Origin of the sequence: Seohaeicola zhoushanensis, assembly GCF_014656415.1 — a bacterium.
GTDB lineage: Bacteria > Pseudomonadota > Alphaproteobacteria > Rhodobacterales > Rhodobacteraceae > Seohaeicola_A > Seohaeicola_A zhoushanensis.
Map to the genome: position 1 here is coordinate 35,442 of NZ_BNCJ01000005.1, position 23,398 is coordinate 58,839.

Sequence of the window (23,398 nt, forward strand, 5' to 3'; positions counted from 1 at the left end):
GCCCGCTTTACGACAAATCGGCCGCCGGTTTCGACACCTGCCCGGACGGGAAGAGCAGCGAGGCATCGCCATAAGAGAAGAACCGATAGCGCTCGGCCACGGCATGGGCGTAGATCTCGCGCATACGGTCCATCCCTACGAAGGCGGCGACCAGCATCATCAGCGTCGACTTGGGCAGGTGGAAATTGGTGACCAGCGCATCGGCCGCCTGAAAGTGGAAGCCCGGGTAGATGAAGATGTCGGTCTTTCCCCGCCAAGGTGCCACGACACCGCCACGCGCGGCGCTTTCGATCACGCGCAGCGCGGTTGTGCCGACGGGGATAATGCGCCCGCCCGCCGCGCGGGTGGCGGCGATCTCGGCAGCGGCTTGGGCCGTCACCTCGCCCCATTCGGCGTGCATCTTGTGAGTTTCGACGTCCTCGACCTTGACCGGGAGGAAGGTGCCGGCGCCGACATGCAGCGTAACATGGGTAAACTCGACACCCCTGGCGCGCAGCTTCTCCAGCCCCTCGGCATCGAAGTGGAGCGAGGCAGTCGGTGCGGCGACCGCGCCGGAGACCCGTGCCCAGGCGGTCTGGTAGTCGGCGCGGTCCTGCGCATCCGCCGGACGGCGAGCGGCGATATAGGGTGGCAGCGGCATCTCGCCGGCCTCGGCCAGCGCCGCGTCGAAGTCCTCGGCTTCCAGATTGAAGCGCAGGTAGGCCTGCCCGTCGCCGGTGCCCTCCAGCTCGGCGGACAGGTGGTCGGAGAAATGCACGACTTCGCCGAGCTTCAGCTTCTTCAGCGGTTTGACCAGAGCGGCCCAGGTGCCATCGGCGCGCGGTTCGAGCAGCGTTGCCTCGATCCGGGCTTCGGTCTCGCCGGCGGCGCCGCTACGCCGGCGCAGGCCGGACAGCCGTGCCGGGATCACCTTGGTGTCGTTCAGCACCAGGCGGTCGCCGGGCCGCAGCCAGTCGGCAAAGGCGCCGACGGTGGAATCGGTGATGCCCTCGGGGCGCGAGACCAGAAGCCGCGCGGAAGAGCGCGGCACCGCCGGGCGGGTCGCGATCAGCTCTTCGGGCAGGTCGAAATCAAAATCGGTGAGTTTCATGGCGCCGCGCTATAGGCCAGTCGCGCGGCAATGACCATTCATCTTCCTTCACCCCAGTCGCGTTTCGGCGCCGGTTCGCGCGGCGTGCTCTCGCTTTCCGGCGTCGGCTTCTGCGGGCGGAAAATTTCGCGCAATCCGCCGGGCATCAGCGCCGAGAGCGGATTGACACTGACCTGCGGATCATCGGCGCTTCCGCGCAGGGAATAGTTGAAGCCCAACAGCCCCTCGCCCTTGCGTGTGAGCGCCGAGCCTATGGCGTTCAGCAGATAGACCGGCGAGATCACTCCCTGCATGTTTAGCCGGTCGTTCGGTATGTCGTAATAGCCATACATCGACATGCCGATCGAGGGGCCGACCGCGCTGGAATTATGCACGGTGATCCGCGAGGCAGAGAGCTTGAACTGGGCATCGACCTCGGTGAACTGGATGCCCTGCCCTGACATCTCGTCGAGCAGGCCGATCACGCTGATCGCGTTCAGCAAGGCGGCAATCGCCGGTGCATCCTTGACCCGCGTGCCGGTGACCCGCAGCACGCCGTCGAACTGGCCCGGCTCGACCGCTGGCACAAGCGTCATGTTGAACTTGCCGCCGCGGCCCTGACCGAGCAGACCAGCCGAGCGGAACACTCCGCCTGCGTCGTCGGATTCAAGCCGCACCGCCAACCGTCCATCGCGCGGCACCAACTGACCCTGCACCTGAGTAGCGCCGTTGACGAACCCGGTGAACGGGCCGCTCAGCCCGGCGGCGGTGCCGAAGGAACCGTTGAACCGGGTGAGCGAAATGCTGTCGGTGACCTGCAGCCGGTCGAGCGTCACATCCATCGCCCCCGAGGCGCCGCCGCTGCTGCCGCTGGATGAGCCGAAATCGCTCTGGCGCATGTCCATGGTGCCGCCAAGGATGCGCAGGTCGGGCGGCGCAGTGCCGCGCCCCACCATCTCGACCCGTGCGTCCAACCACTTGCCGACCTTGAGCGAATTGAACTCGGCGCGGTCGAGACCGCCTTCGGGTCGGATCGTCACCGACCCGCTCAGCGCCAGTCCCGCGCCCTGAAGATCGAGCTGGTCGACGCGGGCCTGCTCGCCCAGCACACCGGACAAGTGGAGCGTACCCGGAGTCGACGCAGGCTTGGTCCAGCCGATCTGCGGGACTTTCAGCGTAACGCCCACGAGGTCGGACGAAAGCGAGAGTTGCGGTGCCTTGCCGGGTGCCAGCGCAAGGGTGAAATTCCCCTCGCCCTTCCCCGAGACGCTGCCCTTCGGCAGGCCCAAGTTGAAGGTCTCGACCAGCGTGTTCGACAGCTCGACTTTGCCTTCGACATGGCTGGTCTTGTCGATCCCGGTTCCGATCGGCTGCCGCCATGTGACCTTTGCGGGCACCTCGTCGATACGGCCATCGCCCGAGATCGCGATGCCATCCTGGTTGGCGATCACGTCGAGCGTGCTCGCGGACAGGCGGTGGTCGGGCACCAGCACCGTGCTCGCCGCATTCTTCACCTTGCCGCGCAGGTGGAAGGTGATGTCGGAAAAGGGCACCCGCGGGGCCAGCGGCACGGCCAGGGTGCCGATCACCTTGGCCACTCCGTCGGCGAGGTCGACCGGCAGCGGCGTATCCTTCAGCACCCGTAGTGGCGGACGATTCAGCAGCGACAGAATCGACGTCACCGACCCGCCGAGATCGAAGCGCACGATGGCGGGTGTATTCGGCTTCACCGCCACGTCGGGCACGATGAACGAGGTGCCGGCGACATTGACGCTGCCGCCCTCTTCGGCCCGGACCGAGCCCGAGGTCGCGGTGACGACGAAGCGGTTGCCATCCAGCACCGCCTGCCCTGCGGCACCCGAGATCGGCGGCATGTAGTTCAGGAACCTGACCTCGGTGTCCTGGAAGTTGAAGTCACCGTAGATGTCCGGCTTGCCTCCCGCCGCGAGACGCAGGGCGAAATTGGCGTCGCGCAGCAAGCCGCCTTTCAAGTTCGCTGCCACCCAGGCGCGCGGCACCGGGGCCGCACGGTCTGGCCAGAGCTGCATCAGGCGTTCGGGCGTCAACTGGTTCAGCCCGGCGTCGAAGGCCAGCTTCCATCCCTGCGCATCTACCCCGAACTGCCCCTTGCCAAGCAGCCGGCTGTCGCCATCCGAGATCAGCAACTGCCCCAGATCGAGCCGGAACGGCGCGAGCTTGAGACGGAAATCGGCGGTGGTGCGGTCGATGGTCAGCGGCTCGCGGTAGAGGCCCCTGGGATTGAGCCGAAGCCCCGACAGGGTCAGCTGCCCGGTCAACTCGCTCAAGCGGCCCTCGGAAATGCCGTTCAGCACCGCCTGGCCTTCGGCCACGCCGGATCCCCAGGCGCTGTCGACCGCGAGCTCGTCGAACTGGAGCAGCTGCTGCGCCGGGTCATAGGTGAAATAGCTGCGCGCTCCGCGGAAGGGTATGGGGCGCGCGCGGGGGTCCGGCTGAAGCACGCCGCGCCCGATCTGCAGCGAGACCGACAGCGCGCCCAGTGCTCCCTGTTCGTCGACGCGTCCGCGCATCGCGCCCGAAATCGGCGCGCGCAGCACCTCGAGCCAGTTCAACGCCGGGCTTTGCGCGGCGACATCCGTGGCATCGATCTCGGCGACGGTGACCCCGAACTCGCCCCGCATGGCGCCCAGCCGCGTCGTGTAGGTCGCATCGACGGAACCGACGCTTGCGCCGCCGCCCAGCAGCGCGAAGCCGGCGAAGAGCCGCAGGTCGTCGCCCTTGCGGGTCAGCCCGAGCTGCCCGCCGTCCAGTGTCCAGGCCCGATTCTGGCGCAGGTCTTCGACGCGCAGCGTCAGCGACTCCATCTCGATATCGGTGAGACCGTTCAGCTGCGGCGATGTCAGCACCCGGTCGAAGCCCTTCAGCAGCGCCGGCAGGTTCGGCGCGCCGCCCATGGCTGCCCGTCCCTCGACAAAAGCGAGGTCGAGCCGCCCGTCGCGGCCGCGCCGCAGGGTCGCGTAGGCGCCCGAGAGATAGATCCGCCTCGGCTGGATCTTGCCTTGCAGCAAGGGTTGCATCGCCAGACCGAGATCCGCCTGGTTGAGCCGTACAATGGGTTGCCCCTCGGCATCGCTCAGCACCAGATCGCGCAGGCGCACGCGTGGACGCCAGCCCTCGCGCACCACGAATTCGACAGCGCTGAACGACAGGCCGAGGTTGCCGAGGCCCGCCGAGACCCGTTCCTCGATCCGTTCCTTGACCCAGGTGGGCGCGCGCACCGACTGGCCCAGAGTCAGGTAGCCCACAACCAGCGCCATGGCGCAGAAACCGATCGCGGTGCCTGCCAGAACGTGCCAAAGGGCACGCAGCGGGTGCCGGCGGTGGCCGGCCCGCACGGGGGGGAGCGACTGGAAATCCTCCTCCGCGTTATCTGGACGCATTCGTTTCAGCTGCACGCCTTTATTGTCGCCGGTAGTGGCTTATCATTACAGTCACATTTGTCTCATGAGCAGGAGCCCCGCAATGCCCGAAGTCAACCAGCCCGCCCCGGATTTCACCCTGCCCCGCGACGGCGGCGGCAGTGTCACCCTGTCCGAGCTCAGGGGAGCGCCGGTGGTCCTGTTCTTCTATCCGAAGGACAACACGCCGGGCTGCACCAAGGAATCGGTCGGGTTTTCGGCCGACATGGAGGCCTTCACGGCCGCCGGCGCGAAGGTTTTCGGTATATCCAAGGACAGCGTGGCCAGCCATGACAAGTTCGTGGCCAAGCATTCTCTAACAACGCCGCTGCTGTCGGACGCCGAGGGATCGGTCTGCGAGGACTATGGCGTCTGGAAGGAAAAGAGCATGTACGGCAAGACATTCATGGGCATCGAACGGACCACCTTCCTGATCGATGCCGACGGCAGGATTTCGCGCATCTGGCCCAAGGTGAAGGTCGACGGCCACGTTACCGAGGTGCTCGACGCGGTGAAGACACTGTGAGCCTCACGCTGGCAGAGCGGGCCGAGGCGGTGCTGCGCACCGCCGATGGTCGCGCCAAGGCGGCGCTGTCGCGCGAACATGCCGCCGCCTGGCTGGCCGCGCGCGATGGCAGCGGCCCGGCGATGGAAATCGGCCGGGCCAATCCGCCCGACCGCCCCGCGCGCCCGGATCGGCCCGAACTGCTGGCGCCGCGCGATGTTCCGCGCCGCCGCCCCGGCACGCCCGCCGGGCGGATCGCGCTGCTGCACGCGGTGGCGCATATCGAGTTGAACGCCATCGACCTGCACTGGGATATCATCGCGCGTTTCGCCCATGTTCCAATGCCGATGGGGTTTTACGACGACTGGGTGCGGGCGGCGGACGACGAATCACGCCACTTCGTGATGGTGAGCGAGTGCCTCGAGGCGATGGGCAGTTCCTACGGCGCCCTGACTGCCCATGCCGGCATGTGGCGGGCCGCCGAGGACACGAAAATCGACCTTTTGGGCCGCTTGGCGGTGGTTCCGATGGTGCTCGAAGCGCGCGGTCTGGATGTCACGCCGGGCATGGTCGCGGTGTTCCGCAAGGCCGCCGAGACCAAGGCCGTCGAGTCGCTTGAAACGATCTATGCCGAAGAGGTCTCCCACGTCGCCTATGGCTCCAAATGGTTCCACTTCTTGTGCGGACGCGAAGACCGCGACCCAAAGGATGTGTTTCACGAGCTGGTACGGCACTATTTCCATGGTGCGCTCAAACCGCCGTTCAACGAGGAAAAACGCGCGGAGGCCGGGCTGCCGCCAGACTTCTACTGGCCCCTCGCCGAGGCCCATTAGACCCGCCCGGAAACGAGCCCTGCATCCGATGCATAACAGGTTAAATCCGTGCTAATCCGGCCATCGGCAAGAATCTGCCAAAATCGGCGGAAAACCGGCACATAGCGTCATCTGTTAAGTGTTTTGGTTGCCCGATCGGATTCCTCTCTTTATGCGTTTCCGCCGGGGCTGCAGGACTTGGGACGTTGTGCGGCGTCGAGGGGATGGGACAGGAATATCACGCGTGCGGACTCGTCTGGCGATCAAGACACACGCCTTGCTGGAACGGATGTTCCCGGAGCGGCGGCTTTTTCTGAAATCGGAATCGGACACGCGGTTCATCCGCCTGAAACCGGAAATGCAGCTCTTCGCCTACCTGGGCGTCAGCCTGGTGGTGGGATGGGCGATCATCGCAACCGCCGTGTTGCTGATGGACTCGATCGGTGGCTCCAACTTCCGCGACCAGGCGATCCGGGACCAGAAGAACTTCGAGGAACGCCTGAACCAGCTCTCGGCGGAACGTGACGCCCGCGCCGCCGAGGCCCGCTCCGCGCAGGAACGCTTCAACACCGCGCTGAAGCAGATCTCGGCGATGCAGACCGAGTTGCTGACGTCGGAAACCCGCCGCCACGAGGCCGAGACCGGGATCGACGTGATCCAGTCGACCCTTCGTGACACCATCCGCGAACGCGAAGCCGCCCGCGGCGCGCTCACCGAACTGCGCCAGCAGACCGCCGAGTCGGGCGCACTGGTCGCCGCTGCCGAAGCCGCCCCTGCCCCGCTGACCCTGATGTCCGAGGCGCTCGAGGAAACCGCCGCCGAGCGGGACCAGGTCGTCGCCGATGCGCGCAACGCGATGGACGAGCGTGACGAGATCGAACACGAATACAAGCTTCTCCAGGAGCGCAACGACGAGATCTTCCGCCAGCTGGAAGAGGCGATGACCGTCTCGGTCGCCCCGCTCGATGCGATGTTCCGCAGCGCGGGCATGTCGACCGACCGCCTGCTGAACGAGATCCGCCGCGGCTACAGCGGCCAGGGCGGCCCGCTGACGCCGATCTCGATCTCGACCCGCGGAGAAGAGCCCTCGGCAGACGATCTGCGCGCGAACAAGCTGCTGAACCAGATGGACGTGCTCAACATGTACCGGATGGCGGCCGAGAAGGCCCCCTTCGCCAGCCCGATCAAGGCCGCTGTCCGCTATACCAGCGGCTTCGGCGTCCGCCGCGACCCCAAGACCGGCGGCCGCCGGATGCACAACGGTTCGGATTTCGCCGGCGACTACGGCACCAACATCTATGCCACCGCCGATGGCGTCGTCACCCATGCCGGCTGGCAGTCGGGTTTCGGCAAGCTGGTCAAGATCCGCCATGCCTTCGGCATTGAAACCTATTATGCCCACAGCTCGGCCATTCTGGTGAAGGTCGGCCAAAGGGTCTCGCGCGGGGACCACATAGCTGATATGGGTAACACTGGACGAGTGACCGGCACACACCTGCACTACGAGGTGCACGTGGACGGAACACCTGTTAACCCCATGATCTACATCAAGGCTGCGAACAATGTTTTCAAAAAGCAAAATCAACGAGCCCGCCAAGCCGAGCGCTGAGGAAAAGGCGCCGATGACGTTGTCGACTCCGGCGAGCACGCCTTCGCCGAACGAGTTCAAGGCCAGCGCTCCGAAGCCCAAGCCGCCGGCGTCGACCCTCTCGGCCGACCTGCACATCACGGGCAACATCAAGACCTCGGGCGACATCAATGTCGAGGGTTCGGTCGACGGCGACATCCGCGCGCACCTGCTGACCATCGGCGAGTCGGCCACGATCAAGGGCGAAGTGATTGCCGATGACGTCGTCATCAACGGCCGCATCATCGGTCGCGTGCGTGGCCTCAAGGTGCGCCTGACCGCAACCGCACGGGTCGAGGGCGACATCATCCACAAGACCATCGCCATCGAGAGCGGTGCGCATTTCGAGGGTTCGGTGCAGCGTCAGGACGACCCGCTGAACCCCAACCGCCAGGGCAAGTCCGGCGTGAGCAACCCCGGCGCGGCCCCTGCCAAGGCAGAGTGAGCCAGCCACCCGCTGAAACGAAAAGCGCCGCCGGTCATCCCGGCGGCGCTTTGATTTTGCGAAGCTGGATCGCCGTCACTCGGTGACGGTGACTTTCTTCATGACGTCGGGCTGACCGATCACCGCGCCATTGGGCCCAGCCCCGCGCTTGATCTTGTCGACCACATCCATGCCCTCGACCACCTTGCCGACGACGGTGTACTGGCCGTTCAGGAAGTGGCCTGCGTCGAACATGATGAAGAACTGGCTGTTGGCGCTGTTCGGGTCCTGCGAACGGGCCATGCCGACGACGCCACGGTCGAAGGGCAGATCCGAGAACTCGGCCGGCAGGTCGGGGCGGCTGGAGCCGCCGCGTCCTGCCATGCGCATGTCGCCGCCCATCTTGCCGAACTCGACATCGCCGGTCTGCGCCATGAAGCCCTCGATGACGCGGTGGAAGACCACACCGTCATAGGCGCCTTCAGCGGCCAGCGCAGCGATCTGCTCCACATGCTTGGGCGCGACATCTTCCAGCAGGTCGATGACGACGGTGCCATTGGCGCCCTCGCCCTCGATCTCGATCTTGAGGCCGGTGGCCAGTGCCGGGGTCGCCGCGACGAGGAACGCGGCGGCGAGGAGGTTACGCATCCGCGGCCACCTTGACCGAGATCATCCGGTCCGGGTTCGCCGGCGGCTCGCCACGGGTGATGGCATCGACATGCTCCATGCCCGAGATCACGCGGCCATAGACCGTGTATTGCCGGTTCAGGAAGTGGTTGTCCTTGAAGTTGATGAAGAACTGCGAGTTCGCGCTATTCGGGTTCTGCGAACGAGCGGCGCCCAGGGTGCCACGGTCGTGCGGAATGCCCGAGAATTCTGCCGGCAGGTCGGGTAGGTCGGAACCGCCGGTACCCGCCATGCGCAGGTTGAACCCGTCTTCCATGTCGCCATGCTGCACGTCGCCGGTCTGCGCCATGAAGCCTTCGATCACGCGGTGGAAGGCGACGTTGTCATACTGTCCCGAACGGGCCAGTTCCTTCATCCGCTCGGCGTGCTTGGGGGCGACGTCCGGGAGGAGTTCGATGACGACCGTGCCGCCCTTCAGCTCGATCAGGATGGTGTTTTCGGGGTCTTTGATCTCGGCCATCTGGCCCTCCTGTCTGATCACTTTGCGCCGATACCTAAGCCCGCAAGGGCTGAAAGCCAAGTCACGGGATTGACCGCGCCGCGATTTGCGGGAAAAACCGCCTGAAAACCGGATAGGAGCGCGACATGGGCTGGAACACGTTGGACGACATGGACCTGGACGGCAAGCGCGTGCTGGTGCGGGTCGATATCAACGTGCCTATCGAGGATGGCCGCGTCACCGACGACACTCGGATCGTGCGGATCGCCCCCACCGTGGCCGATATCATCGCCAGGGGCGGCAAGCCGATCCTGCTGGCCCACTTCGGCCGGCCCAAGGGCAAGGTCGTCCCCGAGATGTCGCTCGCGCCGCTGGTTCCCTCGCTGGAAAAGGCGCTTGGCACCACTGTCATCTTCTGCGCCGACAGCCGCGGCCCCGCCGCGGAGGCCGCCATTGGCGCGATGGCGCCGGGCCAGGTGGTGCTGCTCGAGAACACCCGTTTCCACGCCGGCGAGGAAAAGAACGACGCTGGCCTTTCGGCCGAGTTCGCGGCGCTTGGCGATGTCTATTGCAACGACGCCTTCTCGGCCGCGCACCGCGCCCATGCCTCGACCGAGGGCGTCGCCCGCCTGCTGCCCTCCTGCGCCGGACGCCTGATGCAGGCCGAGCTTTCGGCGCTGGACGCCGCGCTTGGCAAGCCGCAGCGCCCGGTGGTGGCCGTTGTCGGCGGCGCCAAGGTTTCGACCAAGCTTGACCTGCTGGGGAACCTCGTTGCCAAGGTCGACGCTCTGGTGATCGGCGGCGGCATGGCGAATACCTTCCTCGCCGCGCAGGGGATCGACGTTGGCAAGTCGCTTTGCGAGCACGACATGGCCGCAACCGCGCGCGAGATCCTGACCAAGGCCGAGGCCGCCCGGTGCCGCATCCTGCTGCCGGTCGATGTGGTCGTCGCGCGCGAGTTCAAGGCGAATGCGGCCTCGGAGACGGTGCCGGCGAACGCCTGCCCCGCCGACGCGATGATCCTGGACGCCGGCCCGCAGACGGTGGCCGAGATCGCCGCTGCCTTCGAGGGGGCCAAGACGCTGATCTGGAACGGCCCGCTCGGCGCCTTCGAGATCGAGCCTTTCGATGCCGCAACCAATGCCGCCGCACAGAAGGCCGCCGAACTGACCCGCGCCGGCAAGCTGGTCAGCGTGGCCGGCGGCGGCGACACGGTCGCGGCGCTGAACCAGGCAGGCGCAGGCGACGACTTCTCGTATATCTCCACCGCCGGGGGCGCCTTCCTCGAGTGGATGGAGGGCAAGACCCTCCCCGGCGTTGCCGCGCTGGAGAAATGAGCTAACCTGTCCGGGCCCGATCGAGGAGGAGCCCGGATGCGACAGCCCCTGACGATTCTTGCCACGGCGGTGGCGATTGCGAGCCCCGCCACCGCACAGGACAGCCAGCGCCCGAACTTCTGGGACGCCTTCACAGTCGAAGCCATCGGCACTATTGCCCTGCATTCGGTGATGAGCTGGGCGCGGCTGCTGGCCGATATCCGCTATGACCAGGTCAGCGTCGATCCGGTGGCGCTGAAGGTCACGCTGACCGGCGTCCGGATATCTCCCTATCTGCCCGACCGGCCTGACGGCCAGTGCCAGCTGCGGGTCGAACGGCTCACTATGAACGGCCAGCCGATCGACGTGCGCGATACGCGCCGTATGCGCGTCGCGCTGGACGGTGTGGCGATGGAGGCTGGCTGCCTGCCCTTCGAGGCGGCCGGGATGCTGCGGGGCCTGGGCTTTCCGCAGCTGACGGCCGGGCGGATCGAGGCCGACCTGACCTATGACTACCCCAGTGGCGGCCTCTTCGCCCGTGTCAGCGCCGATATCGACCGGCTCGCGACTGTCGATGCCGACGTCGACCTCGACTATGTCAGTTACCGCATGGACTTTGCCCGCGAGAATCCGGAGCCGCGCGGTGCGGTCGATCTGAACTCGGTCGTCGTCGCCATCCAGGACCGGGGCGCCTGGGATATCGCCCGCAAGTTCATTATGCCCGGGCAGGTGAATCCCGAGGAGCTTGCCCCGGTTGTCGGCGCCGGGATCGAAGCGGCCCTTGAGGATGCCAATGGCCCAGGTGTGGCGGCAACCGAGAAGCAGCGCGCCTTTGCCCGTTCGGCCGGGGCGGTGACGGCAAGCTTCCTCACCTCCGGCCGGCAGGTCGTCGTCGCAACTGCCATCGAGAAGGCCCCGCTGCGCATCGACCTGACGCAGGAGCCTGCCTTCGCAGCGCTGTTCGACGCGCTGAACCCGACCGTCTCGCACAGCCAGCCACAACTGGCCTCGGCGGTCTCGGTGGCCGAGCTCGACGCCGCGATGAAGGCAGAGACGCCGCCCGAGAACGCCTTCGAGATCGGGCGCGCGCTGATCACCGGCATCGGTGCGCCCAAGAACCCGAACGGGGGGATCCGCCTGCTGCTGCCGCTGGCGCGCGGCGGCAATACCGAGGCCAATTTCCTTATCGCGACCGAAATCGCCGCTTACAATCCGGTCGATGCCTACAGCCACGCCCTGCGCGCCGCGGCCAGCGGCATTCCCGGCAGCCTTGCCCTGCTCGACCGGATCGAGCGTGACGTGCCCTTCGCCGAGGTCATCAAGCTGCAGGGCAGCCTGCTGGGCGACCCGGAAGATGCGCTCTACGGCGACCTTGCCGCGATGCGCAGTGCTGCGCGCGAGTTCCTTGGTGGGACGCGGCGGCCACGGTCCTGGCTCGCCGCTTATTACTGGTCCTCGATGGCGGCGGCCGCCGGCGATGCGTCGAGCGCCGCCCTGCGGGACGAGATCGGCGAGATCATGCGCCTGCGCGGTGATGCGGAAGGTTGGGCCAAGGAGGCCAACAGTATCGACAACGGTGTGCTGCGCGACTGGATCGCCAAGGACGTTCCCAGCCGGCTGCGCTGAGCCGCGCGCTGTTGGCGCAAACAGCCAACGCGCGAGTTGAAACGCCGCGCGTGCTGGCCTAGACACCGCAGAAATCACCCCTTTTTTCCGAGAGCGAGTTCCCCAATGCCCAATGCCGAACAGATCAAGCAAATGACCTCCGCCGGTGGCTTCATCGCCGCGCTCGATCAGAGCGGCGGCTCGACCCCGAAGGCGCTCAAGCTCTATGGCATCGAGGAAAGCGAATACACCTCCGAGGCCGAGATGTTCGACCTGATCCACGCGATGCGCGCCCGTATCGCTACCGCCCCGGCCTTTACCGGCGACAAGGTGATCGGGGCGATCCTGTTCGAGATGACCATGGACCGCGATATCGAAGGAATGCCGGCCGCGCAGTTCCTGTGGGAGAAGCGCCGCGTCGTGCCCTTCCTCAAGATCGACAAGGGCCTGGAAGAGGCAAAGGACGGCGTCAAGCTGATGAAGCCGATGCCCCACCTCGACGCGCTGCTCGACCGCGCGGTTGCCAAGGGCATCTTCGGCACCAAGGAGCGTTCGGTCATCGACGCCGCCTCGCCCTCGGGCATCAAGGCTGTCGTCGAGCAGCAGTTCGACGTGGGCCGCCAGGTGCTGGCCAAGGGCCTCGTCCCGATCATCGAGCCGGAAGTCACCATCTCGATCTCCGACAAGGCCGAGGCCGAGGACATCCTGCTGGCCGAGATCCTGCGCTGCCTCGACGCCCTGCCAGCCGACCAGCAGGTCATGCTCAAGCTAACGCTGCCCGAGAAGGCCAACCTCTACAAGCCGCTGGTCGACCATCCGCGCGTCATGCGGGTCGTTGCGCTCTCGGGCGGCTATTCGCGGGACGAGGCCAACGCACGCCTCGCGCAGAACAGCGGCATCATCGCCTCGTTCAGTCGTGCCCTGACCGAGGGGCTTTCGGCGCAGCAGGCCGACGCCGACTTCAACAGCACCATCGCCGGCACCATCGACAGCATCCACGCGGCTTCCATCGCCGGCTGAGTCCTCCGGGCCACATCCGTCATATCGCCGTGAATTCCCCGCGAGGGGGATTCACAGTGCGAATCGGCTGTGCCATAGTGTCCGAAGGTGCCATCAAAGAGCGCCGGAAGAGGCAGCAAGTGAACCGTTCGACACGCCCGGGATTCGGCGGACCTATCTTCTTTACCTTGGCTTTCGGCCTCGGTGCCTATTTCACCTTTGCCGCGGTGCAGGGCGACTACGGCGTGTTCCGGCGCGTCGAGATTTCCGCCGAGGCGAGCGAGCTGAAACGTGAACTCGCCGATCTCAAGGCCCAGATCGCCGAAGCCGAGAACCTGACCCGGCGCCTGTCCGACGACTTCCTCGACCTCGACCTGCTCGACCAGCAGGCCCGTTCCGTGCTCGGTTACCTGCGCTCGGACGAACTCGTCATTCGCTGACCTGTCACACCCCCGCGTCAAATAGGCTCTCGCTTTGCTGGCGATTTTCGCTTATTAGATAGTTTAAAGCTAAACTATCTTTTGGAGAGGGGGAGGCACGCCTATGGCTGCGCGTAAAACCACAAAGAATCCAAACGTTTCTGCCGAGGAGATGCTCGGCTATTACCGCGACATGCTGCTGATCCGGCGATTCGAGGAAAAGGCCGGCCAGCTCTATGGTATGGGCCTGATCGGCGGTTTCTGCCACCTCTACATCGGCCAGGAAGCCGTGGTGGTCGGGCTGGAAGCCGCCGCCGAGGAAGGCGACAAGCGGATTACCTCCTATCGCGATCACGGCCACATGCTGGCCTGCGGTATGGACGCCGGCGGGGTGATGGCCGAGCTCACGGGCCGCGAGGGTGGCTATTCCAAGGGCAAGGGCGGCTCGATGCACATGTTCTCGAAAGAGAAGCATTTCTACGGCGGCCACGGCATCGTCGCCGCGCAGGTGCCGCTGGGCGCCGGCCTCGCCTTCGCCGACCGCTACAAGGACAACGGCCGCGTGACCTTCACCTATTTCGGCGATGGCGCGGCGAACCAGGGTCAGGTCTACGAGAGCTTCAATATGGCGGCGCTCTGGAAGCTGCCGGTTATCTTCGTGATCGAGAACAACCAGTATGCCATGGGCACCGCGCAGAAGCGGTCGACCTCGACAGAGGAGATCCACAAGCGCGGCGAGGCCTTCGGCATTCCCGGCGAGCTGGTCGACGGCATGAACGTGCTCGCGGTCAAGGAAGCCGGCGAGAAGGCCGTGGCGCACTGCCGTGCGGGCAACGGCCCCTACATCCTCGAGGTCAAGACCTACCGCTATCGCGGCCACTCGATGTCGGATCCGGCGAAATACCGGACCCGCGAGGAAGTTCAGAAGATGCGCGAGGAGCGTGACCCGATCGAGCAGGTACGCGCGATGCTGCTGACCGGCAAGCACGCGACCGAGGACCAGCTGAAAGAGATCGACAAGGAGATCAAGGAGATCGTCAACGCCTCGGCCGAGTTCGCCAAGGAGAGCCCCGAGCCCGACGTCTCCGAACTCTGGACCGACATCTATGCCGAAGCACCGGCGGCCTGAGGGGGAGTAAGAGACCATGGCAACCGAAATTCTCATGCCCGCCCTGTCCCCGACGATGGAGGAAGGCACCCTGGCCAAATGGCTGGTGAAGGAAGGAGATAGCGTGAAATCCGGCGATATCCTTGCCGAGATCGAGACCGACAAGGCGACGATGGAGTTTGAGGCGGTGGACGAAGGCACCATCGGCAAGATCTTGGTGGCCGAGGGGACCGAGGGCGTGAAGGTGAACACCCTCATCGCAACGCTGCTGGCCGAAGGCGAAAGCGCCGATGCCGCGCCGGCCACCGCGCCCAAAGCCGAGACCCCGGCCCCCGCCCCGGCCGAAGCGCCCAAGGCCGCCGCCGCCCCCAAGGTCGAGCGCAAACCCGACTGGCCCGAGGGCACCGCGATGAAGCAGCAGACCGTCCGCGAGGCGCTGCGCGACGCGATGGCCGAAGAGATGCGCAACGACGGCGACGTCTACCTGATGGGCGAGGAAGTCGCCGAGTATCAGGGCGCCTACAAGATCAGCCAGGGCCTGCTCGACGAGTTCGGCGCCAAGCGGATCATCGATACCCCGATCACCGAGCACGGCTTTGCCGGCATCGCCGTCGGTTCCGCTTTTGGCGGACTGAAACCGATCGTCGAGTTCATGACCTTCAACTTCGCCATGCAGGCGATCGACCAGATAATCAACTCGGCCGCCAAGACGCTTTACATGTCCGGCGGGCAGATGGGCTGCCCCATCGTCTTCCGCGGCCCCAACGGCGCGGCGGCACGGGTGGCGGCGCAGCACAGCCAGGATTACGCCGCGTGGTACATGCAGATCCCCGGCCTCAAGGTGGCGATGCCCTATTCGGCTTCCGACGCCAAGGGCCTGCTGAAATCGGCGATCCGCGACCCGAACCCGGTGATCTTCCTCGAGAACGAGATCCTTTACGGCCGCAGCTTCGACGTGCCGGACATCGCGGATTACACCGTGCCCTTCGGCAAGGCCCGTATCTGGCGCGAAGGCACCGATGTCACCATCGTCAGCTTCGGCATCGGGATGCAATACGCGCTTGAAGCCGCCGACAAACTGGCGGCAGAGGGGATCAGCGCCGAGGTCATCGACCTGCGCACCCTGCGCCCGATGGACACCGAGACGATCATCGAATCGGTCAAGAAGACCAACCGTTGCGTCACGGTCGAGGAAGGCTGGCCGCAGGGGTCGGTCGGCAGTTATATCTCGTCGGTGATCATGCAGCAGGCCTTCGACTATCTCGACGCGCCGGTGATCAATTGCACCGGCAAGGACGTCCCGATGCCCTATGCGGCCAATCTCGAGAAACTCGCGCTGGTGACCACCGCCGAGGTGATCGAGGCGGTCAAGCAAGTGACCTACAGGTAAGGAGCGCAGACCATGCCAACCGAAATCCTGATGCCCGCCCTCTCTCCGACCATGGAAGAGGGCACGCTGGCGAAATGGCTGGTCAAGGAGGGCGACACCGTCTCCTCCGGCGACCTGCTGGCCGAGATCGAGACCGACAAGGCGACGATGGAATTCGAAGCCGTCGACGAAGGCGTGATCGGCAAGATCCTGGTGGCCGAGGGCACCGAGGGGGTCAAGGTGAACACCCCCATCGCGGTGTTGCTGGCCGAGGGGGAAAGCGCCGATGCCGCGCCCGCGCCCAAGGCGGCCCCGGCCAAGGCCGAGGCCCCTAGCCCCGTCGCCAAGGCCGAGGCGCCGGCCCCTGCTGCCCCGGCTCCCGCAGCGCCCAAGGCTGCGGACGGCGGCCGCGTCTTCGCCTCGCCGCTCGCCCGCCGGATCGCCGCCGACAAGGGCCTCGACCTCGCCGCGCTCAAAGGCTCGGGCCCGCATGGGCGGATCGTCAAGGCCGACGTGGAAAGCGCCCAGCCGGGCGCAGCGCCTGCGGCAGCCCCTGCCGCCGCGACTCCGGCCAAGGCCGAGGCGCCCGCAGCCGCCAAGCCTGCGCTCGCCACTGGCCCCTCGGCCGATACGGTCATGCGGATGTACGAGGGCCGCGCCTTTGAAGAGGTCAAGCTTGACGGGATGCGCAAGACGATTGCCGCCCGCCTCACCGAGGCCAAGCAGTCGATCCCGCATTTCTACCTGCGCCGCGACATCAAGCTCGATGCGCTGATGGCCTTCCGGGCCGAGCTGAACTCCAAGCTGGAAAAGCGCGGCGTGAAGCTCTCGGTGAACGACTTCATCATCAAGGCCTGCGCGCTGGCGCTGCAGGCGGTGCCGGATGCCAATGCCGTATGGGCCGGCGACCGGATGCTGAAGCTCAAGCCCTCGGACGTGGCGGTCGCCGTCGCCATCGAGGGTGGGCTGTTCACGCCGGTGCTGAAGGATGCCCACATGAAGTCGATCTCGGCCCTCTCGGCCGAGATGAAGGACCTCGCCGCCCGCGCCCGCGACCGCAAGCTCGCGCCGCATGAGTACCAGGGCGGCAGCTTTGCCATCTCGAACCTCGGCATGTTCGGCATCGACAACTTCGACGCGGTCATCAACCCGCCGCATGGCGCGATCCTCGCCGTGGGTGCCGGGGTGAAGAAGCCGGTGGTCGAGGCCGATGGCTCCATCGGCGTGGCGACGGTGATGTCGGTGACGCTCAGCGTCGATCACCGGGTGATCGACGGCGCGCTTGGCGCGCAGCTGCTGCAGGCCATCGTCGATAACCTGGAAAACCCGGTCGCCATGCTGGCCTGACGACGACCCTCGGAGCGAAACTCATGCGCCCAGGTCCAGGCCGGGGCGCATTTGATTTGGCGCAAGGCCGGCCCGGCCCCGGCGCGCTAGCAGTCCTGCAAGCAACAAACAAAGGACTGTCCCATGGACTGGAAAGCTGACCTCGCCGACGCCAACCAGATGCTCGCCGCCTATCGCCGCGCTGCGCCCGAGGGGGCAGCAGGCTTTTCGGCCATGCACAAGGCGGCGATGGGACCAGGTGCGCTCGGCACCAAGGAGAAAGAGCTGATGTGCATTGCCATCGGCATCGTACGCCAGTGCAACGACTGCATCGGCTTCCACGTCAAGGCCGCCATCGCGGCAGGGGCAACCCGCGAAGAGATCGCCGAAACCATCACCGTGACGATGTATATGGGCGGCGGGCCGGCCTTCATGTACGGGGCCAAGGCACTCGCCGCCTATGATCAGCTGACGGCCTGATCACTCGCCGCAGTCGGTGCAGCCCTTGAGCCGGTGATCCATCACCACCGAGGGCTGCTCGCAGCCCGCCTCGCCGACGATCTTCGCCGGAACGCCGGCAACCGTCTTGCAGGGCGGCACGTCCTGCAGCACCACCGAACCGGCGGCCACGCGCGAGCAATGGCCGATCTTGATATTGCCAAGCACCTTGGCCCCGGCCCCGATCAGCACCCCATCGGCGATCTTGGGATGGCGGTCCTCGTCTTCCTTGCCGGTCCCGCCCAGCGTCACCGAATGCAGCATCGAGACGTTGTCGCCCACCACCGCGGTTTCGCCGATCACGATGGAATGAGCGTGGTCGATCATGATGCCCTTGCCGATACGCGCATTGGGGTGGATGTCGACACCGAAGATCTCGGAAATCCGCATCTGGAAGAAATAGGCCAGGTCGTGCTGGTCGTTCGTCCAGAGCCAGTGGCCGATGCGGTAGGACTGCACTGCGAGGTAGCCCTTGAAGTAGAGGATCGGCTGCAGCAGCCGGTGGCAGGCCGGGTCACGCTCGTAGACCGCCATAAGGTCGGCGCGGGCCGCCTCGACGATCTCCGGGGCGCGGGCATAGGCCTCGTCCGCGATCTCGCGCAGGATCGCCATCGACATCTCATTCGAGGCGAGCTTGGCGGCGATCCGATAGGAGAGCGCCTTGTCCAGCGTCTTGTGGTGCAGGATGCAGGCATGGACCAGCCCGCCCATGAGCGGTTCCTTGCGGACGGCCTCCTGGGCTTCGGCGGTGATCCGGCTCCAGACGGGATCGACCGGAGTAATCTTGGTGCGGGTTTCAACCATGGCAAATCCATCCCTTTGCTCTGCACAGGATAGGCATTTAGGCTATCCAACGCCAAACGCAAACCTGTGATCTTGCCCATTCGAGTCCTGAATGGCACGGAAGGGTCTGGTCCAGACTAGCCTGTCAGCCCGGCTCGAAGGCTGACCCGTGCAGGCTTCATTGCCGAAAGCGCGTCCAGAAAGGCCTCCATCATGAGCAGACCGTAGGCCGGGTTCATGTGCACGCGGTCCCCGCCGCCAGCTTCGGCGCCGTCCGCCGCAGCTCCCTTTTTGAGACCGTAGACACCATGATTGAAGACAGGATCCGTTTCGCGGCCGTTGACCACGGTGCTGTCGGGTTGCGGAACGAACCGGGCCCCAAGGCTTCCGAATTCAGCTGTCAGAGTTCTCGTGTGCCGCCGCATCTCCTCGCCGGGTCCGCGCGACATAACACGTTCCGCAGCGCGCAGCGGCGTTGAACCGACCAGGACCGGCGCTTTCGACACCTCGCGAATGCTGTTCAGCAAGGACCATGCAGCGGTTCCCCGGATGGAATCAGCCACCGCGCAAGCGCGGCAGGCGTTGGAGAAGTGGGCCCCCATATCCCGCGGAACCGCGCGCAGACCGAGACCATGCAGGATGAAGGCATCATACCGGCTGATCCGAACGGTCTGGCCCGCAGCTTCGGGAAAACTCTGCAGGTTCTCCGTACCGCCCAGGCGAAGCGTTTCGCCATCGAGTTGAAGATTTCCGAGACCCTGCCCCTTCTTCGAGAAGAAATGCAGTTCGGGTTCTGACCCTGTCAGCACTTTCGTATCCCAGCCGTGCTTGAGGGCCGCGCTGTGGCTGTTGCCGAGAACGCAGATCAGCATGTCAGCCGAAAGCTCCCAGCAGAGCCTCTTCACATACGAGGTCCTCGTCGGATGCTCCCGAACCGCCCCCCTTGCGCTGAAGCGCTCTGGGCTTTCCGAAGGCCGCGTACATTCCCTCGAAGAAATGGTCCATGACCAGCGCGACCCCTCTCTGATTTACATCTCGCTGATTTGGCTCGAAGAACGCGCCCCGAAAGACCGGGCTGTTGATGATTTCATACGACGGGAAATAAGCCACGTCACGCATCACGCTGACTGCCTGATCAGCCACCGCGCGCAGGATCGATTTCGACGCGCTGCTGGCGACCAATACGTGCTGTCCCGACATCGTCGCCGTCAAGGGAACCGGCGAAACCGTAAGGATGACTTTCAGCGCGGGATTCAGCCCGCGCGCAATCCGGATGGCCGCTCGGAGATTGCGCAGGATATCGGGAAATGACTGGTTCTCGAATTGATGCGCTTCCGGATCGTATGTCCCAGCCACAGTGCCGGGGCACATCGGGTATTCGTAGTTGTCCCTGGCGTTCTTCCAGCTTTCGGTCAGTCCGAGCGTAAAGACGAGAACATACGCCTCGCGGATGCTCTCCCCGAAGCACCTGACGGTATGCGTTTGCGACATCCGCAACTCTTCGACGCTCTCGAAGCCATCCGGCTCGACGCGCGGCCGGAAGGGATCGTAGAACCGTCCGTCTTTCTCCCAGATTTCCTCGGGAATTTCGGCCTTCGCGGCAGCCCAGCGCATCCACTGCAAGAGCAGGGAAGTGGTATAGATATTGCCCGTCCGCGAGGAGAAGATGTCGTAATTGAAGCACCTCGCGTTTTCGGTGCTCAGGCCGCTCGGGGCCTTCTCGGTGCGCAGCCAGCTGTAACCGCGCGCGGCAAGTGCCCGCCCGAAGTGCTGCGCGAAGCAGGAGCCATATGCGGCAACCTTGTGCCGCGGAAGCAGGTTGAATTTCGGCTGGTAAAGGCCGGAAATATCAAACATGTTCCTGGTTGCGACAGCAGCCTTCCAGAACGCACGGGAATCCAAAGATTGATATGGGTGTTCTATCAAAGGCGGGCCCCGGCAATTTAAATTGGCAATGCGATTCAACCGCAACAATGCCGCCTCAGGCAACGAAGAACAAGCTCGAAGCAACGGGAATATTCGGCATCTCCAAAGTCCGGCTCCACCGCAAGCCGGTGCCGGCGCGCTACGGCCATTAGCGTTCCGTTTCCGAGTTGCGGATGAACGCGGCAATTCTTCAATACATATTGGTCTGCTTCCTCTGCCTCGCGGATCAGCCGGCGCATCAGGTCAAGGCGGTCCGGCGGTGCCGCTGCCAGGAGGGCCAGCGCTGCGCTGCTGACATCGCCGTGATGAACCGGGCGCATCTCCTCAGGCCGGGATCGCCACCGCGCGGAAGGGCCCAGGCCCGTAGCGCCCCGAGACCTGAGCCACCTCGATCAGGTCGCCCGCAAGCGTGCCATCGGCCATTTGATCCGCCGCGCCATAGGTCCAGCCCGACCCACCGACGGTCGCCTCGCGTAGAAGTTCCGTCCCCCGGCGCACACGCACCTGGTAGAGTTCAGCTTCTTCGCCCAGCGGCACCTCGGGCAGGTCCCAGCTGTCGCCGTCAATCCTCGTACGCCGGACCCATCCGAGGCCGAGATCTTCGCCCAACACTCCACTGAGCCGCAGGTGAACCGGCGCATAGGGCCGCAGACCGTTACCGTCGAAGGCCTCGGCAAAATGCCGATAGGACGGATCCTCGACCCCGCGCCGCGCCGGCCCGATCCGATAGTGTCGCGCGATGCGCCGCTCGGCGCTGGCGAGGTCGATCTGCGGCGCGGTGCCGTCGAGCAGCACGACCCAAGACCCGGCCGGCCAGCTCTCGGGCATCAGCGCATCGGTGCCGAGTTGCCCGCGAAGACGTCCGCTCAGCCACCAGGTCTGAGGACCGATCATCACCGCGTCGCGAAACTGGAACAGCTCCCAGTTGCCAGGGCTTCCGTCGCCGATCGCCATGAGGTTCGCGCCATTCAGTACCGCCTCGGCCGAGCGCGCCTCGAGTGCCCCCGCGATCAGCCGCACCTGCAGCGCCGACCCCTCGTCCCAAAGCCCGGCGCGCGCCGCGCCCAGCGCGGTCTCGGTCTGACCGATGACCGAACGGCGGTCGACCAGCGTGTTCAGTGCATAGCTGTCGTCCGAGGCCGAGGCATAGACCGCCACGCTCCCCGGCCACGGCTGCGCGGTTACGGCGAGATGCGGCACGTGGGTTACCTCGTCGCCACGCATCAAGGGCAGGTCCAGGAACAGCGGCAGCACCGGAGTCGGCGCAGCAAAGGCGGCTCCGACAGGCGCATCCTCGGCCATGTCCGAGGGTTGGTAGACCGCCGGCTCGATCCGGACCGCCTCGACCATCTGCATATCGGCCTGTTCGATCCGGTCGATGCGATAGACGACACCGGGCGAATCCTCCATCGTCACGACATCGCCAGCGCCAAGCGTCAGCAACGAAGGCGGCAGCGCGAAACGGGCGGTATCGCGCGACACCCGCGCTTCGCTCAGCCAGCGTTCGGCCACCTGCCGGCCCTCGGCGCGGGTCAGGGCCATGGTCAGCTCCTTGCTGGCCACCGCATGGGTCGCCTCGTCGGCCAGCACCGCCTCTTCGGCGGCGATCCCGTGGTCCGACCCCGCCTCGACAAAGCGCACGCGCACCCGGCCCGTCACCTCGGCCTCGGCGCCGCGCAACCGTTCGACCAGCCCGTCGATCTCGGTGTTTTCGGCAAGGCGCTCCGCCGGGATCTCGACGGCGGCGGGTCCGTCTCGCATCTGGAATTGCAGCACGCCGTCACGCTCCACCGCATCAAAGCCGAACCGCAGCATCAGCGGCTGCAGAGCCGCGCGCCCGCTGCTCACCTCCTCCACCGTATAGCCCCGCACGATCCCGTCCAGACGGCTGGTGTCGATGGCGCCGAGGTCCGAGCGCGCGCAGATCTCCTCGACCACCGAGGCCAGCGTCCGCGCCCCTGCCCGCCCGTTCAGCCAATGCCCCAGTCGATGGTTCGCCCCGTCGCTCCACAGGTCGCGGTTGTTCGGGAAGGCCGGATAGGGCCGCGTGTCCCAGGTCCAGACATAGGCGTTGCCCAGATCGATCATCGGCGCGCCGTAGAGCTCAGACACCGGGTTATGCGCCGCCTCGGCCCAATAGCCCAGCATTGCGCGCAGGTATTGCCGCTGGATCAGCTCGTCGGGCTGACCGTTGGAGTGCTTCGGCAGTTGCGATTCCGACGATTTCGGATCGACGAACTTGTTCGGCTCGTTTGTCCCCTTGTCCACCGCCGCGCAGCCCAGTTCGTCCGCCCAGGCAGCATCGAATTGCGGCCCCCTCAACCCATCGGGATCATGCGAGGAAAATGCCTGCGCCTCGGCCCCGTTCGGCCAGACAAGCTTGCGCTCGGACGTCTTCCACACCGGCCGCCGGTCGGCCGGGCTGATTTCGATGATGCCGCTGTCGCCCTGCACCATGACGTCGCGCACCTGGTCATAGGTCTCGCCCACCAGCGCTACGCGGCTAGCGGTGCCACGGTCCAGCGGCTTGGCCCCCTCCACCTGGCGGCGCACCCATTCCGCCCCCGCACGTGTCTTGCCCGCGCCGCGCCCGCCCAGGATCACCCAGGTCCGCCACCGCCCCTCGGGCGGCAGCTGATGCGGCAGGGCCCAGAACTCGAAGAGGTAGGGCAGCGCGCAGAGGGTCTCCTCGCTCAGCCCGTCAAGGAAGTTCTGTCTCGTTGCAGCAGGCGCGCAGGCGAGCCAGCCGGCATCCGATCTCGTTTCTTGCGCCGTCGAGGTCGAGGACTGCTCCGCCCTGGGCATGTCCGACCTGTCTTTCGTGTTGTTCGACAAGGCTTGCCTCCACTTTCTGGCAAATCCGGATCAATCCCTCGACCGCGCTCAGCTGCTTGCTGGCCTGGGCCATCTCTGTCTCGCTGCTTTGGGTCAGATCGGCGCACAGCCGCTCGGCCTCCTGGCGCACGCGGCGGACCGAGGCCTGCAGCGACTCCATCAGGTCTGCCGTCTCCTCGGCATGTTCTTCAGGTGTTTTTTGGGTCATGTCTCG

General features: G+C 65.7%; 22 protein-coding genes. 12 read left to right on the forward strand and 10 right to left on the reverse strand.

Annotated elements, in window-relative coordinates; genetic code table 11:
* Positions 1-7: 7 nt before the first annotated feature.
* Together queA and IE266_RS11220 are read right to left on the reverse strand one after the other, a co-directional pair.
* A complete protein-coding gene (queA, locus tag IE266_RS11215) occupies positions 8-1,090 on the reverse strand; it encodes a tRNA preQ1(34) S-adenosylmethionine ribosyltransferase-isomerase QueA (protein WP_189680183.1) in 1,083 nt (360 codons plus the stop codon).
* A 38-nt stretch (positions 1,091-1,128) separates the two neighbouring features.
* Positions 1,129-4,365: a YhdP family protein gene (locus IE266_RS11220; RefSeq protein ID WP_189680184.1), complete on the reverse strand. Its 3,237-nt coding sequence runs from the start codon at positions 4,363-4,365 to the stop codon at positions 1,129-1,131.
* 205 nt (positions 4,366-4,570) lie between these two features.
* Here IE266_RS11220 and IE266_RS11225 point away from each other — a divergent pair, with 205 nt between their 5' ends.
* From IE266_RS11225 to IE266_RS11240, 4 genes are all read left to right on the forward strand, one after another.
* The gene (locus IE266_RS11225; protein WP_189680185.1) at positions 4,571-5,032 is read left to right on the forward strand and encodes a peroxiredoxin; all 462 of its coding nucleotides are present in this window, start codon (positions 4,571-4,573) and stop codon (positions 5,030-5,032) included.
* A complete protein-coding gene (locus tag IE266_RS11230; RefSeq protein ID WP_189680186.1) occupies positions 5,029-5,844 on the forward strand; it encodes a ferritin-like domain-containing protein in 816 nt (271 codons plus the stop codon). The genes IE266_RS11225 and IE266_RS11230 overlap by 4 nt, the downstream gene beginning before the upstream one ends.
* A 223-nt stretch (positions 5,845-6,067) precedes the next feature.
* Positions 6,068-7,432 (forward strand): M23 family metallopeptidase, encoded by a 1,365-nt coding sequence (locus IE266_RS11235; RefSeq protein ID WP_189680187.1) that lies wholly within the window; start codon positions 6,068-6,070, stop codon positions 7,430-7,432.
* Complete coding sequence (locus tag IE266_RS11240; protein ID WP_189680188.1) at positions 7,386-7,895, forward strand: bactofilin family protein; 510 nt, start codon at positions 7,386-7,388, stop codon at positions 7,893-7,895. The genes IE266_RS11235 and IE266_RS11240 overlap by 47 nt, the downstream gene beginning before the upstream one ends.
* Positions 7,896-7,970: 75 nt before the next feature.
* On the opposite strand, the gene IE266_RS11245 is transcribed toward IE266_RS11240, so the two are convergent.
* Together IE266_RS11245 and IE266_RS11250 are read right to left on the reverse strand one after the other, a co-directional pair.
* Complete coding sequence (locus tag IE266_RS11245; RefSeq protein WP_189680189.1) at positions 7,971-8,522, reverse strand: peptidylprolyl isomerase; 552 nt, start codon at positions 8,520-8,522, stop codon at positions 7,971-7,973.
* Positions 8,515-9,021 carry a peptidylprolyl isomerase gene (locus tag IE266_RS11250; protein WP_189680190.1) on the reverse strand — a complete coding sequence of 169 codons (507 nt, stop codon included), beginning with the start codon at positions 9,019-9,021 and terminating at the stop codon, positions 8,515-8,517. The genes IE266_RS11245 and IE266_RS11250 overlap by 8 nt, the downstream gene beginning before the upstream one ends.
* A gap of 125 nt (positions 9,022-9,146) precedes the next feature.
* On the opposite strand from IE266_RS11250, the gene IE266_RS11255 reads away from it, so the two are divergent.
* From IE266_RS11255 to IE266_RS11290, 8 genes are all read left to right on the forward strand, one after another.
* Positions 9,147-10,337, forward strand: coding sequence for a phosphoglycerate kinase (locus IE266_RS11255; protein WP_189680191.1), 1,191 nt, complete (start codon positions 9,147-9,149; stop codon positions 10,335-10,337).
* Between the two features lie 36 nt (positions 10,338-10,373).
* Positions 10,374-11,942 carry a hypothetical protein gene (locus tag IE266_RS26845; RefSeq protein ID WP_229864041.1) on the forward strand — a complete coding sequence of 523 codons (1,569 nt, stop codon included), beginning with the start codon at positions 10,374-10,376 and terminating at the stop codon, positions 11,940-11,942.
* Positions 11,943-12,047: 105 nt separating this feature from the next.
* Positions 12,048-12,941, forward strand: a complete 894-nt coding sequence (locus IE266_RS11265) for a fructose bisphosphate aldolase (RefSeq protein ID WP_189680192.1) — start codon at positions 12,048-12,050, stop codon at positions 12,939-12,941.
* A gap of 119 nt (positions 12,942-13,060) precedes the next feature.
* A complete protein-coding gene (locus IE266_RS11270; protein ID WP_189680193.1) occupies positions 13,061-13,360 on the forward strand; it encodes an FtsB family cell division protein in 300 nt (99 codons plus the stop codon).
* 103 nt (positions 13,361-13,463) lie between these two features.
* The gene (pdhA, locus tag IE266_RS11275; protein WP_189680194.1) at positions 13,464-14,468 is read left to right on the forward strand and encodes a pyruvate dehydrogenase (acetyl-transferring) E1 component subunit alpha; all 1,005 of its coding nucleotides are present in this window, start codon (positions 13,464-13,466) and stop codon (positions 14,466-14,468) included.
* Positions 14,469-14,484: 16 nt separating this feature from the next.
* Positions 14,485-15,837 carry a pyruvate dehydrogenase complex E1 component subunit beta gene (locus tag IE266_RS11280; protein ID WP_189680195.1) on the forward strand — a complete coding sequence of 451 codons (1,353 nt, stop codon included), beginning with the start codon at positions 14,485-14,487 and terminating at the stop codon, positions 15,835-15,837.
* Between the two features lie 12 nt (positions 15,838-15,849).
* The gene (locus tag IE266_RS11285) at positions 15,850-17,163 is read left to right on the forward strand and encodes a pyruvate dehydrogenase complex dihydrolipoamide acetyltransferase (RefSeq protein WP_189680196.1); all 1,314 of its coding nucleotides are present in this window, start codon (positions 15,850-15,852) and stop codon (positions 17,161-17,163) included.
* Positions 17,164-17,286: 123 nt separating this feature from the next.
* Positions 17,287-17,622, forward strand: a complete 336-nt coding sequence (locus IE266_RS11290; RefSeq protein WP_189680197.1) for a carboxymuconolactone decarboxylase family protein — start codon at positions 17,287-17,289, stop codon at positions 17,620-17,622.
* On the opposite strand, the gene cysE is transcribed toward IE266_RS11290, so the two are convergent.
* The 6 genes from cysE to IE266_RS11315 form a co-directional block, all read right to left on the reverse strand.
* On the reverse strand, positions 17,623-18,444 hold the full coding sequence (cysE, locus tag IE266_RS11295) for a serine O-acetyltransferase (protein WP_189680198.1): 822 nt from the start codon (positions 18,442-18,444) through the stop codon (positions 17,623-17,625).
* A 116-nt stretch (positions 18,445-18,560) separates the two neighbouring features.
* Entirely contained in the window at positions 18,561-19,295 is a 735-nt protein-coding gene (locus IE266_RS11300) for a hypothetical protein (RefSeq protein WP_189680199.1), read from the reverse strand.
* Between the two features lies 1 nt (position 19,296).
* The gene (locus tag IE266_RS11305) at positions 19,297-20,280 is read right to left on the reverse strand and encodes a GSCFA domain-containing protein (RefSeq protein WP_229864043.1); all 984 of its coding nucleotides are present in this window, start codon (positions 20,278-20,280) and stop codon (positions 19,297-19,299) included.
* A gap of 104 nt (positions 20,281-20,384) precedes the next feature.
* The gene (locus IE266_RS27335; RefSeq protein ID WP_444544512.1) at positions 20,385-20,669 is read right to left on the reverse strand and encodes a DUF7742 family protein; all 285 of its coding nucleotides are present in this window, start codon (positions 20,667-20,669) and stop codon (positions 20,385-20,387) included.
* Between the two features lie 4 nt (positions 20,670-20,673).
* Positions 20,674-23,154, reverse strand: a complete 2,481-nt coding sequence (locus IE266_RS11310; RefSeq protein WP_189680200.1) for a baseplate megatron protein TIM-barrel domain-containing protein — start codon at positions 23,152-23,154, stop codon at positions 20,674-20,676.
* Entirely contained in the window at positions 23,051-23,392 is a 342-nt protein-coding gene (locus tag IE266_RS11315; RefSeq protein WP_189680201.1) for a hypothetical protein, read from the reverse strand. The genes IE266_RS11310 and IE266_RS11315 overlap by 104 nt, the downstream gene beginning before the upstream one ends.
* Positions 23,393-23,398: the final 6 nt, after the last annotated feature.

Excerpts from the sequence above, each read along its gene's own strand:
- IE266_RS11250 (WP_189680190.1), bottom strand. The coding sequence starts at position 9,021 with ATGGCCGAGATCAAAGACCCCGAAAACACCATCCTGATCGAGCTGAAG.
- IE266_RS11315 (WP_189680201.1), bottom strand. The coding sequence starts at position 23,392 with ATGACCCAAAAAACACCTGAAGAACATGCCGAGGAGACGGCAGACCTG.
- IE266_RS11220 (WP_189680184.1), bottom strand. The coding sequence starts at position 4,365 with ATGGCGCTGGTTGTGGGCTACCTGACTCTGGGCCAGTCGGTGCGCGCG.
- IE266_RS11225 (WP_189680185.1), top strand. The coding sequence starts at position 4,571 with ATGCCCGAAGTCAACCAGCCCGCCCCGGATTTCACCCTGCCCCGCGAC.
- IE266_RS11255 (WP_189680191.1), top strand. The coding sequence starts at position 9,147 with ATGGGCTGGAACACGTTGGACGACATGGACCTGGACGGCAAGCGCGTG.
- IE266_RS26845 (WP_229864041.1), top strand. The coding sequence starts at position 10,374 with ATGCGACAGCCCCTGACGATTCTTGCCACGGCGGTGGCGATTGCGAGC.
- pdhA (WP_189680194.1), top strand. The coding sequence starts at position 13,464 with ATGGCTGCGCGTAAAACCACAAAGAATCCAAACGTTTCTGCCGAGGAG.
- IE266_RS11265 (WP_189680192.1), top strand. The coding sequence starts at position 12,048 with ATGCCCAATGCCGAACAGATCAAGCAAATGACCTCCGCCGGTGGCTTC.
- IE266_RS27335 (WP_444544512.1), bottom strand. The coding sequence starts at position 20,669 with ATGCGCCCGGTTCATCACGGCGATGTCAGCAGCGCAGCGCTGGCCCTC.
- IE266_RS11305 (WP_229864043.1), bottom strand. The coding sequence starts at position 20,280 with ATGTTTGATATTTCCGGCCTTTACCAGCCGAAATTCAACCTGCTTCCG.
- IE266_RS11280 (WP_189680195.1), top strand. The coding sequence starts at position 14,485 with ATGGCAACCGAAATTCTCATGCCCGCCCTGTCCCCGACGATGGAGGAA.
- IE266_RS11285 (WP_189680196.1), top strand. The coding sequence starts at position 15,850 with ATGCCAACCGAAATCCTGATGCCCGCCCTCTCTCCGACCATGGAAGAG.
- IE266_RS11245 (WP_189680189.1), bottom strand. The coding sequence starts at position 8,522 with ATGCGTAACCTCCTCGCCGCCGCGTTCCTCGTCGCGGCGACCCCGGCA.
- IE266_RS11240 (WP_189680188.1), top strand. The coding sequence starts at position 7,386 with ATGTTTTCAAAAAGCAAAATCAACGAGCCCGCCAAGCCGAGCGCTGAG.
- IE266_RS11310 (WP_189680200.1), bottom strand. The coding sequence starts at position 23,154 with ATGCCCAGGGCGGAGCAGTCCTCGACCTCGACGGCGCAAGAAACGAGA.
- queA (WP_189680183.1), bottom strand. The coding sequence starts at position 1,090 with ATGAAACTCACCGATTTTGATTTCGACCTGCCCGAAGAGCTGATCGCG.
- cysE (WP_189680198.1), bottom strand. The coding sequence starts at position 18,444 with ATGGTTGAAACCCGCACCAAGATTACTCCGGTCGATCCCGTCTGGAGC.
- IE266_RS11290 (WP_189680197.1), top strand. The coding sequence starts at position 17,287 with ATGGACTGGAAAGCTGACCTCGCCGACGCCAACCAGATGCTCGCCGCC.
- IE266_RS11300 (WP_189680199.1), bottom strand. The coding sequence starts at position 19,295 with ATGCTGATCTGCGTTCTCGGCAACAGCCACAGCGCGGCCCTCAAGCAC.